Source organism: Tepidibacter hydrothermalis (genome assembly GCF_029542625.1).
GTDB lineage: Bacteria > Bacillota > Clostridia > Peptostreptococcales > Peptostreptococcaceae > Tepidibacter_A > Tepidibacter_A hydrothermalis.
The window spans coordinates 3,691,158-3,711,484 of record NZ_CP120733.1 but is presented as its reverse complement, the minus strand read 5'-3'; the positions used below and the strand labels follow the sequence as shown (position 1 = coordinate 3,711,484).

At 28.6% G+C, this 20,327-nt stretch carries 20 protein-coding genes; all 20 read left to right on the top strand.

All coding sequences use genetic code 11. The features are described 5' to 3' along the window. Positions 1–90 precede the first annotated feature (90 nt). Complete coding sequence (arcA, locus tag P4S50_RS17525) at positions 91–1,329, top strand: arginine deiminase (RefSeq protein ID WP_277732113.1); 1,239 nt, start codon at positions 91–93, stop codon at positions 1,327–1,329. 16 nt (positions 1,330–1,345) lie between these two features. Beyond that, the gene (argF, locus tag P4S50_RS17520) at positions 1,346–2,338 is read left to right on the top strand and encodes an ornithine carbamoyltransferase (protein ID WP_277732112.1); all 993 of its coding nucleotides are present in this window, start codon (positions 1,346–1,348) and stop codon (positions 2,336–2,338) included. Positions 2,339–2,356: 18 nt separating this feature from the next. Continuing rightward, positions 2,357–3,262: a carbamate kinase gene (arcC, locus tag P4S50_RS17515; RefSeq protein ID WP_277732111.1), complete on the top strand. Its 906-nt coding sequence runs from the start codon at positions 2,357–2,359 to the stop codon at positions 3,260–3,262. 228 nt (positions 3,263–3,490) lie between these two features. Next, the gene (yabG, locus tag P4S50_RS17510; protein WP_277732110.1) at positions 3,491–4,324 is read left to right on the top strand and encodes a sporulation peptidase YabG; all 834 of its coding nucleotides are present in this window, start codon (positions 3,491–3,493) and stop codon (positions 4,322–4,324) included. A 10-nt stretch (positions 4,325–4,334) separates the two neighbouring features. After that, on the top strand, positions 4,335–5,630 hold the full coding sequence (locus tag P4S50_RS17505) for an N-acetylmuramoyl-L-alanine amidase (RefSeq protein WP_277732109.1): 1,296 nt from the start codon (positions 4,335–4,337) through the stop codon (positions 5,628–5,630). 94 nt (positions 5,631–5,724) lie between these two features. Further along, complete coding sequence (locus P4S50_RS17500) at positions 5,725–5,982, top strand: Veg family protein (protein ID WP_277732108.1); 258 nt, start codon at positions 5,725–5,727, stop codon at positions 5,980–5,982. Between the two features lie 90 nt (positions 5,983–6,072). Then, on the top strand, positions 6,073–7,623 hold the full coding sequence (locus P4S50_RS17495; RefSeq protein WP_277732107.1) for a DUF3794 and LysM peptidoglycan-binding domain-containing protein: 1,551 nt from the start codon (positions 6,073–6,075) through the stop codon (positions 7,621–7,623). Between the two features lie 281 nt (positions 7,624–7,904). Further along, complete coding sequence (ispE, locus tag P4S50_RS17490; RefSeq protein ID WP_277732106.1) at positions 7,905–8,780, top strand: 4-(cytidine 5'-diphospho)-2-C-methyl-D-erythritol kinase; 876 nt, start codon at positions 7,905–7,907, stop codon at positions 8,778–8,780. Continuing rightward, complete coding sequence (locus P4S50_RS17485) at positions 8,770–9,456, top strand: GntR family transcriptional regulator (RefSeq protein ID WP_277732105.1); 687 nt, start codon at positions 8,770–8,772, stop codon at positions 9,454–9,456. Before ispE ends, P4S50_RS17485 begins: the two co-directional genes overlap by 11 nt. Before the next feature lie 261 nt (positions 9,457–9,717). Continuing rightward, the gene (locus P4S50_RS17480; RefSeq protein WP_277732104.1) at positions 9,718–9,888 is read left to right on the top strand and encodes a CLC_0170 family protein; all 171 of its coding nucleotides are present in this window, start codon (positions 9,718–9,720) and stop codon (positions 9,886–9,888) included. A gap of 4 nt (positions 9,889–9,892) precedes the next feature. Beyond that, positions 9,893–11,422, top strand: a complete 1,530-nt coding sequence (locus tag P4S50_RS17475; protein WP_277732103.1) for a spore germination protein — start codon at positions 9,893–9,895, stop codon at positions 11,420–11,422. Next, positions 11,419–12,519, top strand: coding sequence for a GerAB/ArcD/ProY family transporter (locus tag P4S50_RS17470; protein ID WP_277732102.1), 1,101 nt, complete (start codon positions 11,419–11,421; stop codon positions 12,517–12,519). Before P4S50_RS17475 ends, P4S50_RS17470 begins: the two co-directional genes overlap by 4 nt. After that, positions 12,516–13,664 (top strand): Ger(x)C family spore germination protein, encoded by a 1,149-nt coding sequence (locus P4S50_RS17465; protein ID WP_277732101.1) that lies wholly within the window; start codon positions 12,516–12,518, stop codon positions 13,662–13,664. Before P4S50_RS17470 ends, P4S50_RS17465 begins: the two co-directional genes overlap by 4 nt. 54 nt (positions 13,665–13,718) lie before the next feature. After that, complete coding sequence (gene spoIIR / locus P4S50_RS17460) at positions 13,719–14,366, top strand: stage II sporulation protein R (protein WP_277732100.1); 648 nt, start codon at positions 13,719–13,721, stop codon at positions 14,364–14,366. Between the two features lie 15 nt (positions 14,367–14,381). Then, complete coding sequence (gene sleB, locus P4S50_RS17455) at positions 14,382–15,065, top strand: spore cortex-lytic enzyme (RefSeq protein ID WP_331489650.1); 684 nt, start codon at positions 14,382–14,384, stop codon at positions 15,063–15,065. A 44-nt stretch (positions 15,066–15,109) separates the two neighbouring features. Next, positions 15,110–16,405 (top strand): germination protein YpeB, encoded by a 1,296-nt coding sequence (gene ypeB / locus P4S50_RS17450; protein ID WP_277732099.1) that lies wholly within the window; start codon positions 15,110–15,112, stop codon positions 16,403–16,405. Positions 16,406–16,516: 111 nt separating this feature from the next. After that, entirely contained in the window at positions 16,517–17,605 is a 1,089-nt protein-coding gene (locus P4S50_RS17445; RefSeq protein ID WP_277732098.1) for a D-alanine--D-alanine ligase, read from the top strand. A gap of 14 nt (positions 17,606–17,619) precedes the next feature. After that, a complete protein-coding gene (locus P4S50_RS17440; protein WP_277732097.1) occupies positions 17,620–18,042 on the top strand; it encodes a YwiB family protein in 423 nt (140 codons plus the stop codon). Between the two features lie 119 nt (positions 18,043–18,161). Beyond that, positions 18,162–18,881, top strand: a complete 720-nt coding sequence (locus tag P4S50_RS17435; RefSeq protein WP_277732096.1) for a hypothetical protein — start codon at positions 18,162–18,164, stop codon at positions 18,879–18,881. Next, positions 18,881–20,275, top strand: a complete 1,395-nt coding sequence (tilS, locus tag P4S50_RS17430) for a tRNA lysidine(34) synthetase TilS (RefSeq protein ID WP_277732095.1) — start codon at positions 18,881–18,883, stop codon at positions 20,273–20,275. Before P4S50_RS17435 ends, tilS begins: the two co-directional genes overlap by 1 nt. Positions 20,276–20,327: the final 52 nt, after the last annotated feature.

The following is a 20,327-nucleotide window of genomic DNA, read 5'->3' as shown; positions in this document are numbered from 1 at the left end:
AAAAAAATAATTGACATTACCAATGAATGGAAACTATACTAAAAACATACATATGATTTGTATTAAATTTATATCAGGAAGGAGAAGGCGATGTCAAAAGAAAATATTTTGAATGTATATTCTGAAATTGGAAAGTTAAAAAAAGTTCTTTTACATAGACCTGGTAAAGAAATTGAAAATTTAACTCCTGACTTAATGGATAGATTGCTATTTGATGATATTCCATATATGGAGGTTGCAAGGCAGGAGCATGATGCATTTGCAAATATACTTAGATCAAATGATGTTGAGGTTCTTTATTTAGAGGATTTGGCAGCTGAATCTATAAAAAATTTTGGAATAAAAGAAGCTTTTGTAGATGAATTTATAAAAGAAGCCAATATAGATAGTATTAAGAAAAGAGAGCTTGTTAAAGAGTATATTTTAGGATTTTCTAATGAAAGAGATATGGTAGATAAGATGATGGAGGGTATTAGAAAAGAAGAAATAAGAGATTATAAAAAAACTTCGTTAACAGATATTGTAGGTTCTAATTATCCATTCATAGTAGATCCTATGCCTAATTTATACTTTACAAGAGACCCATTTGCAACTATCGGACAAGGAATTTCCTTAAATCATATGAGAACAGTAACAAGAAATAGAGAAACTTTATTTGCTAAGTATATATTTAAGTATCATCCTGAATATAAAGATAAAAATATACCTATATGGTTTGATAGAGAGAATAATACATCTATAGAGGGTGGAGATGAACTTATATTAAATAATAAGGTTATAGCCATTGGTATATCTGAGAGAACAGATGCTTATTCTATAGAGACTATAGCTAAAAATATATTTGAAAAAGATGAAAAATTTGAAGTAGTTCTTGCTTTTGATATACCAAAAAAAAGAGCTTTTATGCATCTTGATACCGTATTTACAATGGTAGATTATAATAAATTCACTATACACCCTGAAATAGAAGGTCCTTTAACTGTATATTCAATAACCAGAGGAAGCAAAGATTTAAAATTGAATATCAAAAAAGAGACTATGTGTCTTAGTGATATTTTGAAAAAATATTTAGAAGTTGATGATGTTACATTGATAAGATGTGGTGCGGGAAATACTATAGATGCGGGAAGAGAGCAATGGAATGATGGATCTAATACTCTGACAATTGCTCCGGGTGAAGTAGTAGTTTACGCTAGAAATCATGTTACTAATAGATTGCTTGAGCAAAATGGAATTAAACTTCATGTTATGCCATCTTCAGAATTATCAAGAGGTAGAGGTGGTCCAAGATGTATGTCTATGCCACTTGTTAGAGAAAACTTAAGATAAATAGGAGGTTTTTAAAATGCCAGTAAATTTAAAAGGAAGAAATTTTATAACATTAAAGGATTTTACACCAAGTGAAATTAGATATATGTTGGATCTATCTATGGATTTAAAAAATAAGAAAAGAGCAGGAATAAAGGGAAATCTATTAGAGGGGAAAAATATTGTTTTATTATTTGAGAAGACATCTACTAGAACTAGATGTGCGTTTGAAGTTGCAGGTTTTGACGAAGGTGCTAATGTAACATTTCTAACAAATTCTCAAATGGGTAAAAAAGAGTCTATAGAGGATACTGCTAAGGTATTGGGAAGATTTTATGATGGAATTGAATTTAGAGGATTTAAACAAGAAACTGTTGATTGTCTAGCAGAGCATGCTGGTGTTAGTGTTTGGAATGGACTTACTGATTTATATCATCCAACTCAAATACTTGCAGATTTTCTAACTGTAAAAGAGCATGTAGATAAAAGTTTTAATAAAATAAAGTTTGTATATGTTGGAGATGCTAGAAACAACATGGGTAATTCACTTATGATAGGTGCAGCTAAGATGGGAATGGAATTTTTAGCGCTCGCACCAAAAGAACTATGGCCGTCTAAAGAGCTAGTAGATGAAATGAATGAGGTTGCAAAAGAGACAGGAGCTGTAATTAAGCTTAGTGAAAATGTTGATGATGTTAAGGGCGCAGATGTTATTTATACAGATGTTTGGGTTTCTATGGGAGAAGAAGATCAATTTGAGCAGAGAATAAAATTATTAACTCCATATCAGGTTAACATGGATATGATAAGAAAAACTGAGAATGATGATGTTATATTCCTTCATTGTCTTCCTTCATTCCATGATGAGAATACAGTGGTTGGAAAAGAAATATATGAAAAGTTTGGTCTTAAATCTATGGAAGTTACAGATGAAGTGTTTAGATCTAAATATTCTAAAGTATTTGATGAGGCTGAAAATAGAATGCATACTATAAAGGCTGTTATGGTTTCAACTATAGGTAATCTATAAATAAAGGAGGCTCTATTTATGAGTAACAAGATAGTTGTTGCGCTTGGAGGAAATGCTCTTGGAAAAAGTCCTAAAGAGCAATTAGAATTGGTTAAAGAAACGGCAAAACCTATAGTTGATTTAATACAAGAAGGAAATAATGTTATTGTAGCTCATGGTAATGGGCCTCAGGTTGGTATGATAAATTTGGCTATGCCTGACATGCCTTTTCCAGAATGTGGAGCTATGAGCCAAGGTTATATAGGCTATCATCTCCAAAATGCAATTAGGGAAGAGTTTTTGAATAGAGGTATGAATACTCCTGTATCTACAGTAGTAACTCAGGTTATAGTAGACAAAGATGATAAAGCGTTTAATAACCCTACTAAGCCTATAGGATCATTCTATAATGAAGAAGAGGCTAAAAAGCTTGAACAAGAAAAAGGATATGATATGAAAGAAGATGCAGGTAGAGGATACAGAAGGGTAGTCCCATCACCTATACCTATAGATATTGCAGAGAAAGAAACTGTTAAAATATTAGTTGATAATGGGCATGTAGTTATAACTGTTGGAGGAGGAGGTATACCTGTTATAGAGGATAATAATTCTTTAATAGGAGTACCGGCTGTTATAGATAAAGATTTTGCAAGTGAAAAAATTGCTGAGATATTAGATGCAGATTACCTTATAATTCTTACAGCTGTAGAAAAGGTAGCTATAAACTTTGGCAAGGAGAATGAACAATTCTTAGATAAACTAAATGTTGATGATGCATATAAGTATATTGATGAAGGGCATTTTGCACCTGGGTCTATGCTTCCTAAGGTTAGGGCTGCTATAAAATTTGCAGAGTCTAAAAGTGGAAGAAAGTCTCTTATAACGTCTCTTGAAAGAGCAGCTGATGGAATACAGGGCAAAACAGGTACATTAATTGTAAAGTGAAACTTAATTCAGATGGAGTTCTTACTCCAACTGAATTTTTAGCTGAACTAATCCAGAAGCTGTAGAGTTCTTATCTCCAGCCTTAAGAGGATGGAGTCTTAGAACTCTTAGCTTTCGGATAAAATAATGATTTTTTAATATAATTAAATCTTAATGTTTCCCATAGTGGGGAACATTATTTTTTTGCAAACATAAAATATAGTAATCCCACTAGGCAGGAGGAATAAGATGAAGATAGGAGATTTAGTTGTTAGAAAATCACATGGAAAAGATGTTTTATTTAGAATAATAGATATTTCACAAAATAAAAATGATAAAAAACAAGTTGTTTTAAAAGGTATAGATTTTAGGCTAATGGCTGACTCATCTGTAAATGATTTAGAAATGGTAGGCCAAGAAAATTTCAGACAATATGTTTTTAGCAGACAAATAGAGAGCTTGTTGACACGAGCTAGAAGAAATAGAAGTGATAAACAAAAAAAGAATTATAGGAATGGCTTTGGAAGACCTGGAAAGGTACTTCATTTAGACGGTGATGGTGAATATTTAAAAATATGTTTAGAGGCTTATAAAAAACTAGACATTGAAGCTGTAGGAAAGGTGGTTGCAGAATCAGATCAACATAAAGTAGTGGGAGAGCTTCTAAAGGAACATTCACCAGATATATTGGTTATTACAGGTCACGACTCTATCCTAAATTCTAATTATAATATCAAAGATTTAAATAATTACAGAAATTCTAGAAATTTCGTGAAGGCAGTTTTAGAAGCTAGAAAATATGAAAATGCTATGGATGAACTTGTTATTTTTGCAGGTGCGTGTCAATCAAATTATGAGGCTATATTAAGTGCAGGAGCAAATTTTGCAAGTTCTCCTAATAGAATATTAATACATTGCTTAGATCCTGTTTTGATAGTAGAAAAAATAGCTTATACAAGGATTGATAAAGTAATGCCTCTTGAAGAGGTTTTTCAAAATACTATAACAGGAATAAAAGGTGTAGGGGGCTTTGAAACAAGAGGAAAGTATAGGTCTGGATTGCCTAAATCTCTATATGAATAGAGGTGATACTATGGATAGAAAATTTAGGAATCTTATAGCATATAAAGTATCTAAAAATATTCCACAAGAATTTCATATTCAGGCTATTATGTGCCAGGCTATTATAGAAAGAACTAATATATTCAGAAGTATATCAGATGGAGATTTTAAAAAAGAAGAATTCAATATAGAAGATATATATGATAAGGCACTTGAAGCTGTTGATAATACACATAATTTAGTTATAATGTTTAATGATTCTCCAATTTGTGCATATTACCATATATGCTGTGGTGGAAGCACAGAAAATAGCGAGTATTTATTAAATACAAAAATAGATTATTTAAGAGGAATTACTTGTGAGGAGTGTATGAAAAATAAAGAATCAGAAAATATAGTAGATGTTGATTTAGAAGAACTTGAATCAATATTTAAATTCAAAATATCTCAAAATTTAATGAATGAATATTCTATAAATAACATGTTAAAAGTTTTAGGCAAAACTAATGGAAATAGAGTAGAGAATATACTTGTTTTTAATGAAAAGGTCAAAGGTAGTGTATTTAGTGAAAGCTTAAATTTAGATTCTTCTAGATTTGGATTTAGACCTATAAAAATAAGATTTTATACAAAGGGTATAGGACATGGATTAGGTCTTTGTCAATATGGAGCTAATGAAAAAGCAAAAAATAACTGGAACTATGAAAAAATTTTAAATCATTATTATACTAATATTAATTTATATAAGTTAGATAATTTCAATTTAGACTTACCTCTTAAAAATAAAAAAATATTTTTAGATGCTGGCCATGGTGGAGAGGATTGTGGTTATACTAATGATTTAATAACAGAAAAAGAAGTATCACTAAAAGTAACAATGAAGTTGAAGGAAAAGTTAGAAAAATCAGGGGCTAGTGTATATTTATCAAGATCAATTGATGAATATGTATGTTTGGATAAAAGAATAAAAATGATAAAAAAAGCTAATCCTGACTTCTTGCTTAGCATACATTTAAATAAGTCTAAATTTGAAGGAGTAAGTGGAGCAGAAGCTATATATTATTGGGGAGATACAAATGGAAAATTAATAGGAGAAAATATATTAAGTAATTTAAAAAATAATATGAATATAAAAAATAGAGGAGCAAAAGAAGGCAGAATATATATATTAAAAGAAAGTGGTTGTAATGGAGTGTATTGTGAATTAGGTTATATATCAAACCCTGTAGAATCAAAACTCCTAGAGGATGATGATGTTATTGATAAGATGGCTGAGAATATAGTGTATAGTATACTTGAGTATTATGGAAATAATATATTGACATAAAACACAAAAATAGATAAAATATAATTTTATATATTTGACATTGATGTTTAAATATGATATTATGTAAACATACAATGGAGAAGAAGGTGATTTTTTGGCTACGAAACACACTTTGGATCAGATAAGAAAAGACATAGAAAAACATGTTGGAAAGAACGTAGTTCTAAGAGCTAATAAAGGCAGAAAAAAGATGATCGTTAGAAGAGGAATCTTAGAAAATACGTACCCTAGTATATTTGTTGTAAAAATAGATGATAGCAATTGTACTAGAGTATCTTATAGTTATTCAGATGTATTAACATCTACTGTTAAGCTTCAAATTTGTACAAAAGAAAATATGAGCGTATCTTAATTCCATCTTAAAATAGATGGAATTTTTTTTGATTTAGTTAAATATAATAATAATGTGATATTTGTATATATTTAACTAGGGGGGATAAGGATGGATTTAATAAAGGATATAATGAAGATAGACAATAGAAGTGATTTTGGAAGGTTTCAAACTTTCTTAGAATCTGAAATTCTAGTACCTGATACAAAAAATGATGTTTTTGAAATAGTAAAGACAGAGGCTTACATATCTTTAAAGAAAGAAGAATTGATGCAAGGTAAAATAATACTAAGAGGGGATTTAAACTACAATACTATTTATATAACTCAAGATAAACAAGTTACTAATTTAAGTGGAAAAATAGATATAAATGAAGCAATAGAAAAAGAAGATATTTCATCAGATATGAAGAGTATATTGGAGAGTAATATAGAGCATATAGATTGTAGTATAATAAATGAAAGAAAGATAAAACTAGGATGTTTAATAAATATTACAGGTAGTTTATTTTCAAGAGAAAAAGTTGATATAATAAGAGATATAATTGGGATTGATGATATACAAACTATAAAAAAGGAAATATACTATGATGATGTAATAGGAATTGAAAAATCAGAGACAATAGTGAAAGAAATAATAAATTTGGGAGAAAATGAAGATATTAGTTCTGTATTGTCATTAAATCCAAAAATATTGTTAAAGGAAACTAGATTGTCTGATAACAAAGTTATATTAGGAGGGGTAGTTGAATTAAATCCTATTGTTTTAAATAAAGAAGGAGAGATGAACAAGTTAAAATCTAATTCTGTAGAGTTTACACAGTTTATAGAAGTAGCTGGAGCTATGCAAGGAATGAAAGAAGATTCTTATATGAATCTAACAGACTTTAAATTTAATTTAAAGGATGACGATTCAGGAAAAACTAATCTATTAGAAATAGACGCAACTGTTGGTACAAAGGTTAAAATATCAGAGAATATATCAAAAGAAACTCTTCAAGATGCTTATTGTCCATATAAAGATTTAAAGCTTGAAGATAAGAGTTTTAATTTAAATAAAATAGTTAATTTTGGTGAAGATGATTTTATAATAAATGAGGTTATACAAAACGATAAAGACGACATACAGATTAAAGAAATATTGAATGTAGATTCAAAGTTATTCATAACAGATAATTTTATAATAGAAGAAAAAGTTAATATAGAAGGTATAATTCATGTTGATATATTGTATACTCCTGAGGAAGGATTAAGACCAGTATATAGCATGAGTGAGGAAATACCATTCAAACAATCTCTAGATTTAAGTAATATCAATGACAGTATGAAACCTTACTCAAACATATGCATAGATAGTATAAACTATAGTGCAAAGAACAATGAAGTTGAATTAAAGATAAAAGGAAAAACTAGATTTGAAGTTGTAGAGGATTTAAAGAGTTCATTTGTAATGAATGGAGAAATTATAGGAGACATTGATTCTTCATCAAGACCTAGTATAACTATATATATAGCAAAAGAAAATGATACCCTTTGGGATGTAGCAAAAAGATATAATACGACAGCATTAGAAATAGCTCAAACCAATGATATGAATGAAGAAGAGTCTTTAAAAGAGGGTCAGTATTTAATAATAGAAAAGAAAGTAACATCAGATATATAAGCTTAATAGAAATATATAAACTCAAAAGTCTCAATATCATTTTGATATTGAGACTTTTTATTTGCTAAGGGATTATAAAATTTTGGATTTATGGATAATATTGATTGAAAACTACAATTGCAACTATTTTTGAGCAACGGAGCCCAGTAGGGATCGTTGGCGACATGATTCACCGCGTTATCGAGTAGACGAATTTTTTTATCTTTATATAAATTTAATTATAGTATAATATATAATATAATGATTTATAAATAGATTTTTAGGTTGATTAGGAGGAAGGTATGGAAAGCTTGAACTTAAAATGTAGAGCGAAAATAAATTTATCTATAGATGTGCTTGGAAAAAGAGCAGATAATTATCATTTAGTAGAAATGATTATGCAAACTATAGATTTATATGATAATGTAAATATAGAAGAAATAGATAGTGGTATAATTATAGATAGTGATAATGAATATGTTCCTACTGATTCTAGCAACATAGCTTACAAGGCAGCTGATTTGATAAAACGAAAATTTAATATAAATAAAGGTGTAAAAATAAGTATAAACAAAAACATACCTGTAGCCGCTGGATTGGCAGGAGGAAGCACCAATGCTGCTGCGGTTTTAGTTGGCCTTAACAAAATGTGGGATTTAAAATTAACTGAAGATAATCTTATGGAACTTGGTTTACAGCTTGGAGCAGATGTACCTTTTTGTATATTAGGAGGAGCTGCAGTAGCTGAAGGTATAGGAGAAAAGCTGACTAGAATAGAAGGTCTAGAAAGTGTTAAAATACTTATATGCAAACCTGATATATTGGTTTCTACAAAATGGGTATATGAAAACCTAGATATAAATGGATTATCTAAAAGGCCTAATACAAAAAACATATTAAATAATCTCAAGGAAAACGATGTACAAGCTTTAGCTAAGAATATGTGCAATGTGCTTGAAAGTGTAACTGAGAATGAATATACACAAATAAAAGAAATAAAGAAAAAAATGATTGAACACCATGCTTTAGGGTCTATGATGAGTGGAAGTGGACCAACCGTATTTGGAATATTTGATAATTTAGATTGTGCACAAAAAGCAAAGGAAGAATTGAAACAATTATATAAGCAAACATATTTAGTGAATACTTATAAGGGAGGAATTGAAATTGAAGGATAACTTAGAAAAATTAAAGTTAGAAAATTACAAACCTTTGAGGGATATAGTATTTGAATATTTAAGAGAATCAATATTAAAAGGAAAATTAGAGCCTGCACAAAGACTTATGGAGGTTCAATTGGCTGAACAGTTAGGGGTTAGTAGAACTCCAGTTAGGGAGGCTATCAGGAAACTAGAATTAGAAGGATTAGTAGTTATGCTTCCTAGGAAAGGAGCATATGTTGCAGATGTATCATTAAAAGATATAATAGAAGTATTAGAAATAAGAGGAGCTTTAGAAGGGCTTGCAGCATCTGTTGCAGCTGAAAGAATGACTGACGAACACTTAGAAAAGTTAGAGCTTATATCATATCAGTTCAAGAAAAGCTTAGAAAATGGAGATATTGATATGATGGTTCAAAAGGATATAGAATTACATGATCTTATATTTAATTCAACAAACAATCAAAAACTTATTCAAATAAATAATTCCTTAAGAGAACAGGTATATAGATTTAGAGTAACATATATATCTGATCATGATACTTCTAAAAACTTAGTCAAAGAACATGAGGAAATAATAGAAGCTATATATAATAGAAATTCTAAAAATGCGATGCAAAGAGCTACTACTCATATCGAAAATGCTCAAAACTTTATAATAGAGAAATCTAGAAGAAACAATTGTGAAAAATAAAAGTCCTAAAATTTTAGGACTTTTATTTTTTTTACCCTAAAGTAAATTATATAATTTTCAAGTTTAGGATAACATTGATGAAAGTACTGCAATATCAACTATTTTGAGCAACGAAGCCCGTAGGACTCGTTGGCGACATGAGCCATGAGTTAGCATGAAGCGAATTTTTTATGTATTTAAATTGAGTTTTGGGAAAAATTATATATAGATATACTAGATTGAACAGAAAAATCTGAATGCGATTTTATAGGAGTTGAAAAGATGTATGTAATTAGCTTGTTTTTAATAGTAGGTATATATATTTTAATATTTGACTGTGACATGTTGAAAAAAAAGAAGTTATACAGAGAATACAATATGGCTAAATTCATAGGACTATCCTATATTGCAGTATCTTTTGGATACTTTATATATTACGTAAATAGGAGGTGATAATATGCAAGTAAAAAAAGATGAACATAAACTTGAATATAAGTTGAATATTTTAAAAGAACAATTTAAAGATTGTGATGACTTAGTTATAAGAGAGATTGATGTTGGTGTAGAGAATGAGTGTAAAATGGCTCTTGTATATATAGACGGGATGACGGATAAGGCACTTATCAGTGAGTTTGCATTAAATAATTTAATAATTTCATCTAGGATAGCTATGCCTAATGATATAAAGAACAATATAAAAGATTTAATACAGAAGAAAACCATAGCAATAACTGAAATAAAAGAAATTAAGGAAATGGAAGAATGTATTAAGAATATACTCTCAGGAGAAACACTTTTGTTTATAGATAATGTCGAGGAATCCATAGTATTATCTTCAAGAGGATGGCCAACTCGCTCAATATCAGAACCTCAATCTGAAGTTGTAATAAGAGGTCCTAGAGATGGATTTACAGAGACTTTAAAAGTCAATACATCTTTAGTAAGAAGAAGAATAAGAGATACAAATTTTAAAATAAAAAATCTATCATTAGGAAAAAGATCAAATACGGATGTAGCTGTACTATATATAGAAGATATAGTTAATAATACAGTTTTAGAAGAAGTTAAAAAAAGACTAGATGAAATAGATATAGATATGATTCAAGAAAGTGGAGCTGTAGAACAACTAATAGAAGATAACTGTTACTCTTTGTTTCCCCAAATACAGTATACAGAAAGACCAGATGTAGTATCAGCATCTCTATATGAAGGTAGAGTTGCAATATTAGTAGATAATACACCTTTTGCCCTTATAGTTCCTGTAACATTGACTACATTTTTACAATCTCCTGATGACTATTATGAGAGATGGATAATATCTAGCTTTGTAAGAGTTATAAGAATGTTTGCCACAGGATTTTCTTTGTTTTTACCAGCATTTTATATAGCTATAAGTTCTTATCATCCAGATATGCTGCCAACAGACCTCGCCGTATATCTTGCAGCTACAAGACAAGGAGTTCCATTTCCAGCATTTACAGAGGCATTTATAATGGAGGCAACATTAGAGTTATTAAGAGAAGCTGGGGTTAGACTTCCTAGAGCTATAGGATCTACAATAGGTATTGTAGGTGGTCTTGTAATAGGACAAGCTGCTGTTCAAGCAGGGATAGTAAGTCCTCTTATGGTAATTATAGTAGCTATAACTGCAATATCATCTTTTGCAATACCAAGCTATAATATGGCAATAGGATTTAGATTGGTTAGATTTGCATTGATGCTTCTAGCATCTATATTAGGTTTTTATGGAATAATATTGGGATTTTTAGTTATGCTAATAAATTTAGCAAACCTAAGAAGTTTTGGAATTCCTTATTTAGAACCATTATGTTCTGTTGGAGAAAATTTGAAAGATCTAAAAGATACTATTGTAAGAGTGCCTATACCATCTATGAATTCAAGACCTAAAACTTATACAAATAGAAATAGAAATAGATTGGATGATAAAAGAAGAGAAATATTTGGGGAGGATGATATTGAAAAATGATTTCAACTAAAGAAAAAATAGGTACATCTCAGATGATAACACTTTTGATAAGTACAATACTAGGTGTAGGTATTCTATCTTTGCCAAGAAACTTGGCAGATAAAGTTCAAGGATCAGGGTTTATAATCATAATAATATCAACCGTTATATGTATTTTCTTTGGATACTGTATGTATAAAGTTATATATGGGTTTAGAAATAAAAGTCTTATGCAAATAAGCTCAGATATTTTGACTAAGCCTATGGCATACTTAGTATGCATAATATTTATATTGTACTATTTGGTTAATATAAGCATGGTAGTCCGTATATTTGGAGAAGTTGTAAAAATGTATATGTTAGAGAAGACTCCTATAGAAGTGATAATAATATCCATTTTATTTGTATGTGCTTATAGTTCTAAAAAAGGAATAGAAGGAATAGCTAGGATATCTCAAATAATATTGTTTTTGATGGTTGTGCCTATAATATTTGTATTTTTCTTCTCGCTTGAGACTGCAGATTTTACTAATTTGATGCCTATTTTAAATGTGAAGGCATCTCAAGTATTTCCTACTGTATTTTTGACTACTTTTGCATTTTCTGGATTTGAGACAATGCTTGTACTGAGTATTTTTATGAGAGAGCCTAAGGATGGTTTTAAGATACAGTGGATAACATTGATAGTTATAGGGATTGTATATATTTTCTTTTCAGTAATAAGCATAGCTGTATTTGGGCAAGTTGAGACCACGCATTTAATGTGGCCTACATTGACCATTGTAAAGGTTATAGATATTCCAGGGGCATTTTTAGAAAATTTAGATGCTTTGATAATGGGAACATGGACATTGAATATATTTATAACATTATGTGTGTTTCTTTTCTGTGCATCTTTAGTAATAGGAGATATGTTTAATTGCAGAGAAATAAATTATTTTGATTATGCTATTGTACCAGTTGTGTATATATTAGCAATGTATCCTGACAATTTAGCTCATGTATATGATTTATTGAACAGCAAATATACAGTTGCTGTCCAATTAATGGTTTTTGCAGGTATTCCTCTTATACTATTTTTATTCTCTAGATTTAGTAAGAAGGTGAAAAAAGCATGAAACAAAAATTTACGATTTTGATTCTAACAATGATTATAAGTACACTACTTACTGGATGTTGGGATAAGACTGAAATAAATAATAGAGGTTTTGTAATTGGTCTTGGTATAGATAAATTAAAAGAAGAGGAAAAAAAAGAAGAGTTAGATAAAATAAAAGTATCATTTAAGATACCTAACGTTGCCATTCTTGGAACAAAACAAACACCTACTGAGGAACCATCCTTTTATTGGGAGGCTAAAGGAGAGTCATTTGATACTGTAATTAATAAAATACAATCAAAGTCTCCATTTGACTTAGAACTATCTCATAACAAGGTAATAATATTAGGAAAGGAAATTCTTGAAGATAAAAAGCTGTTTAAACAGATACTTGATGGAATAGATAGAAATAGATATTTTTCAAGAAAAATGTTTATGTTAGTATCAAAAGAAGATGCTTCGGACGTTATAGGTATTAGACCTGATGAACAACCTCTTGTAGGAGTGTATTATGGAAATATAATAAATTCTGCAATAAGTAATGGGACAGTAATAGATGGAACTTTGAATAAGGTTATGCAGGAAATACAAGAAAATAAAAGCACTGTATTCCCTCTTACTACTAAAACTTATAACAACAAGAGAATAGAACTTATAGGAGGACTTATTGTAAAGGATTATGAATTTAAAGAAGAACTGAATGAATTAGAATGTAGATTTTTAAATATGATAAATCAAGATAACTACAATATTATGGATATACATGTTAAATATAAAAATGTACCTGTTTCTTACGAAATAACTAGTAGTAAAAGTGAAATAAAGGTAACTGAAAAAGACAATAACTTAATATTAGATGTATATATAGATACTGAAGGCGATATAACCCAGCATGAATTTGGAGTGAAAGGGCTTGTAGCAAATGATAAAGGTATACGTGAGGTAGAGAAATTATGTGAGGAGAATATAAAAGAACATGTACGTAAATTAATAACTAAACTTCAAAAAGGTAGTTTAGATGTTATAGATGTAAAAAACACACTATATAAATATAATCAACCTCTATATAAAAAAGTAAGTGAAGATTTTGATCAATACTTTGAAAATATGAAAGTAAATGTACATGTAGAAAGTAAAATTAGAAGAATAGGTATAGTAAGGTAAAAAAAGGACAAAATATAGATATAAAATAAATTAATTAATTCGGGGGGATAAATTATGAGAAAAGTTTTAATTGCATTTTTTATATCTTTATTTTGTTTTATGAGTACTATATCTTACTTGGGTGATGTTTATGCAAATAGAGACAATTATAAAGAAAAGCTTATAAGATTCCATGTTATAGCAAATAGTGATTCTCAAAAAGATCAAGAGTTAAAATTAAAGGTTAGAGATAAGATAATTGAATTTTTGTCTCCGAAGTTAGAAAAATCAAAAAGCATTAAAGAAACTAAAGAAATTATTACGGAAAATATTGAAAATATACAAAAAATAGCTTCAGATGAAATAAAAGAAAATAATAAAAAGTATACAGTAACAGCTAATTTAGATTATTCAAATTTTCCTACAAAAAAATATTCTAATATAGTACTACCTGCAGGAGAATATAAAGCATTAAAAGTTGTAATAGGAGAAGGTAAGGGGAAAAATTGGTGGTGTGTAATGTTTCCTCCATTATGTTTTATAGATATAAATCATGGAATAACAAACGATAAAACTGAGAAAAATTTGAAAAAAGTTCTTACAAAAGACGAGTATAAAATGATATTAGTAGATAATAAAGATGTTAAATTAAAATTTAAAATAGTAGAAGTATTAGAAAAAATAAAGAACAAAAGTAGTAAATTAGATTTAGTTAAGAAATAATAGGAGTGGTTTGCTTTGAAAAAAATACTATTATCAATTTCAGTGTTTTCGATATTAATATTATCGTGTGTAGCATTTTATGTAGATGATTACATAGTATATGGACAATCTAATATATTTTGGGGCTCAAAAGGCGATGAAGTTAAGACTGTTCAAACTAAACTAAAAGACTGGGGTTATTACAATGGTTCTATAGATGGCGTATATGGATACAAAATGTATGAATCCGTAAAGAAATTCCAAAAAAAGAATGGTTTAAAACAAGATGGCGTAGTTGGAAATGAAACTAAAAAAGCCCTTGGAATACAAACTAAAACTAAGAAGGTAGCATCATCTAGGAATGACGAGATATATCTATTATCCCAGGCTATAACAGGAGAAGCTAGAGGAGAACCATATACAGGTCAAGTAAGTGTAGGAGCTGTTATATTAAATAGAACTAAAGATTCTAGATTTCCACATTCAATAGCTGGAGTCATATATCAACCAGGAGCATTTACTGCAGTTGACGATGGACAAATAAATATGAAGCCTACACAATCGTGTATACAGGCTGCAAATGATGCTATTAATGGATGGGATCCAACCGGTGGAGCTGTATACTATTGGAACCCTGCAACAGCTACAAGTAAATGGATATGGAAGCTAAAGCCTATATATAAAATAGGTAAGCATTGGTTTGCAAAAGAAACTTACTAGAAAGAAGTGATATTTTGAAGTGGAATAAAAAAACGAGTATCTTATTGGGTTTACTTGTTGTATGCTTTATATGGGGAATGACAGGATATTCTCAAAAAACAGCATACAAGAGAAGTTTAAATGCTCAATATCAAAGAATGTTTTACGATGTTATAAGTAATGTAGAGACTATACAATCAGATTTATCTAAGGTAAATGTAAGTAATTCTACAAAACAAAACATAATACTTCTTACAGATATAATGAGTCAGTCTTATTCAGCTCAAGATAAAATGGCTCAGCTTCCTCTTAATCATAAATCTATTGGAAAAACTGAAAAATTTCTAACTCAGCTAGGTGATTATACTATAACATTGGCGAAAGAAGCTTTAGATGATAAACATCTAAATGAAAAAGAAAGAAAAAAAATATCAGAACTTCAAAAAAGTGCTCAATATTTATCAGAAGAACTAGGAAAAGTACAATCTGATATAGCTAAGGATAAAATTCAGTTTACAGATGTTGCAGCAAAAGCTAATAAAAAGATGAAAAAGTCAAATGCAAATATAATGGCAACTAGTATGATAAGGATAGAGGAGAGAATGGGTGAAACACCAGAACTTATATATGATGGCCCATTTTCAGAGCATATAGGAAATATAAAACCTAGACTTAAAGGAGAGAAAATAAACAAAGATAAAGCCAGAGAAATAGCTTCAAATTTTCTGAAATACAAAAAAATAAAAGAACTTAATTACAATGGAAGAATAAAAAATAATTCTATTCCAGGATATATGTTTAACAGTGAAAATGTAAGTGTTTCTATAAGTGAGACTGCTGGTAAAATAGTATGGATGATAGACACAAGAAAGATTGGACAGCCTACTGTAGATAAGAAAAAGGCACTTGAGTTGGCTAAAAAGTTTTTAAAAGACAGTGAATATAAAAATATGGTTCCTACGTATTCTCTTACTAATAATGGAGCTACAACGTTTAATTTTTGCTCTAAAAAAGATGGAGTTACTATATATCCAGATTTAATCAAAGTAAAGGTAGCTCTTGATAATGGTGAGGTAGTAGGGCTTGAAACACAAGGATATATAATTAGTCACTTTGATAGAAAAATAAAAAAACCAGAGGTTACACCTGAAAAAGCTAGTCAAAATATAATAGAAGGAGCCAAGGTATTAAAGCATAAATTAACTATTATACCTAGTGAAGGAAAAAAAGAAAAAATATGTTATGAGTTTAAGGTTGAATATAAAGGAAGAGATTTTTTAATATATGTAGATGCTATAACAGGTAAACAACAAAAAATACTTGAGTTAATAAAAAATCCAGATGGTACATTAACCTTATAAAATAAAGAAGCTTATTGCTTCTTTATTTTTTTCCCAAAATAAAATATAATCAAAAAGGTAGTATATAGCATATAATTATAAATAACATATATTGGGAAAGAAGGTGCTTTTATGAAAAAAATTAATGTGGCTTTGATATTTGGAGGAAAATCTGGAGAACATGAGGTCTCTTTGTCATCTGCTTCTTCTATATATAGATATATAAATAAGGAAAAGTATAATATATATACAATAGGTATAACTAAAGATGGAAACTGGATGTACTATGAAGGAGATGTAGAAAAAATAGAAAATGGAAGTTGGGAAAAAGAAGCTAAAAAAGATGTGAAAATAAATCTTATACCAACTTTAAATCAGAAGGTAGGTTTAGAATTTGGTGATAATACATTCAAAGAAATAGATGTATTATTTCCAGTATTACATGGACCATATGGAGAAGATGGTTCTATACAAGGATTGTTTGAAATAAGCAATATTGCGTACGTTGGATGCAATGTATTAGCATCTAGCGTAGGAATGGATAAATTAGTTTGTAAAAAAGTTTTTGAACAAGAAAACATACCTCAAGTTAAATATACTTATACTACAAGATGTGAATTTAATAATGATGAAGAAGGACAATTAAGATCAATAGAAAGTATGATTCCGTATCCTATATTTATAAAACCTGCAAATTTAGGATCTAGTGTCGGAATATCTAAGGCTAACAATAAAAAAGAGCTAATAAAAGGAATAAAAGAAGCGTTAGAATATGACAGAAGAGTAGTTTTAGAAGAAGGTGTAAATGCAAAAGAGATAGAAGTATCCGTTTTAGGAAATGAAGAAATAAAAGCTTCAGTTGTGGGAGAGATAATACCTGCAAAAGAGTTTTACGATTACGAAGCTAAGTATTTAAATAAAGAATCAAAACTTATAATACCAGCGACAATAGAAGAAAGTATAAGCGAAAAAATTAGAGAAATGGCTATAAATGCATTTAAATCAATTGATGGATCTGGACTTTCTAGAGTAGATTTCTTTGTAGAAAAACAAACGAATAATATATATATAAATGAAATAAATACTATGCCTGGATTTACTAATATAAGCATGTATCCTAAGCTATGGGAAAGTACAGGAATTTCATATGATAAGTTAATAGATGAACTTATAAATTTAGCTTTAAAGAGACATGAGGAAAAATTAGCTAAGAAGATTTAAATGAGGTGGATGAAATGGGAGAGAATGTGTTAGTAAAAATAAACACTGTTCAAATGGATTTTAAAGGCAATAAAGATAATCTAGAATTAATAACAGAAGCAAAGTTGTATGTTAAAAATAATGCTACTTATGTAATATATGAAGAATCTGAGATATCTGGAATGAAAGGGACTACTAGTAGACTAAAAATAACAGAAGACTGTGTAATTATCAAGAAAATAGGCAGAAATAATTCTGAATTAGTATTTGAATTAGGAAAAAGATTTAAAACATTGTATAGGACACCTCATGGAAGTTTTCCTATGGAAATTGTAACTAAAAAAATAGAAATTAATAAAGAAAAATTATGTAAAGATATGGAAATAACAATAGAGTATGATTTGAATATAAGTGGCTTATTTGAAGGAAAAAACTCTATAAACATAAAAATAAATTAGAAAGTCATAGAATAAACGGTAAAAAGTAGTTCTATTTACACTACCTTTTATCGTTTTTATTTGTTATTATAATTATGAATAAATATGACAAAAAATTTATCGTTGTAGAGGTGATTCATTTGAAATCTAATGAAAATAAAATGGGTATTTCTATTGTTTTGACTATAGTAATGGTTGGACTATTGATTACATCATCTTTTATTTTATTATTACAATTTGAAGGTGCTGAAAAATTAATGTATACATTAAATAGTTTGGGAATAATAAAAAGTATGGATAAAGAATCAAAAGAATTAAAAGAAGAAATTGAAGAATTTCCATATATTTCTGTTGTGTCTAACTCAGACAAAATAATAGTACAAAATTTAAAACATGATCAAAGATTAATGTATTATAAAATAAAAAAGCATGCTCACCTTAGAGCGAACGAGATAAAGGCTCTAATGGACTTGATGGAGGAGTCGGAATTTAGATATGACTATTATATATCTGCTATGAAAACGGAAGATTATTTAGATTTAATATCGTATGAATACATATATTCTATACTCCCAGATGAATATAAAAAATTAATAAATAAAAATATACAAGGAAAATCATATGAATATAAAGAAGTATATACAAATGGAATTTATTTTAAATATTTGACAGACATCTATAAAGATGATTATGAAATGATATTTAATGATTACAATATGGGTTATTTTGAAACTAAAGAGTATTATAGAAGGAATAATAGTTTTAATAGCAATTTCTATATTAGATGTATGAATAATGTAGATTTGTATAAGGATATTAATAGATACTATATAAAATGCATAAATAAGAGGGATATATAATGATTATAAATAAAGTTAGAGAAACAATTAAGAAGAATAATTTAGTCAATGGTGGGGATAAAATAATATTAGGGGTTTCAGGAGGACCTGACTCTATATGTATGCTTCATATATTAAATTATCTAAAAGATGAATTTAATATAAAGATATATGCAGCTCATTTAAATCACAAAATAAGAGGAATTGAAGCACAAAAGGATGCTATGTATGTAGCTAAGATATGTGATATCATGAGAGTTCCATGCTTTATAAGAGCAATAGATGTTCCTGCTTATTGTAAGGAAAAAGGGGTTTCATTAGAAGAAGGAGCTAGAACATTAAGATATAATATGTTCTTTGAAATAAAAGATAAAATAGGTGCTGATAAGATAGCTATTGCTCAAAATATAAATGATCAAGCCGAAACTGTTATTATGAGAATGATGAGAGGAACTGGACTTCAAGGATTAAAAGGAATACAGTACAAAAGAGAAGATGGTATTATAAGACCTCTACTGGATGTAGATAGAGCTTATATAGAAGAGTACTGTGAGCAAAACAACTTAAACCCTAGAATAGATCAAACGAATTTAGAAGAAATATATACTAGAAACAAAATAAGACTCAAGCTAATCCCATACATGGTTGAAAATTTCAATCCTAATTTAAAGGAATCTATAGCTAGAATGACAAATCTACTAAAAGATGACAGTGACTTCATAATGGAACAATTAAACAAATCATTTGATGAGATATGTTCTAAAATATCTGATAATACTATATCTATTGATATAGATCAATTTACGAATACCCATAAAGCTTTAAAAAATAGAATTATTAGAAAGTGTATTAATTTTGTTTTAGGGAATATAGAAGGAATAGAACAAAAAAATATACAGGATGTAAATGATCTTATTAATTCAGATAAAAATAACATAAGAATAGATTTACCTAAGGGAATATTAGTGTATAAAAAAAATGGCAAAATATTATTCACAGATGAAGAAATCATAGAAGAAAAAATAAGTTATAATTATATTATTCCTAAAAGTGGATATATAAAAATAAAGGAATCAAATACTATAGTTGAGAGTAAAATATTAAATATTGATGAATATGATAAATCTAGTAATGACAAATATATAAAATTCTTTGACGCTGATAAAATTAAAGGAAGCTTAAACATAAGAAATAGAAGGAATGGTGACAAAATCAAATTATTAGGATTGGGGGGAAGTAAAAAAATAAAAGACTTATTCATAGATTTAAAAATACCTAAAGAAGAGAGAGATTTGATTCCGATTTTATCGGATGAAAAAGGAATCATCTGGGTTATAGGACATAGAATGAGCGAAGATTATAAAATAGATTCAAATACTAATAATATTTTAAGGATAAGCTTCAAAGCTTTATAACCTCAATATTATTACAAGTAGAGTATATAACCTAGTTGTATTGTATTGGTGT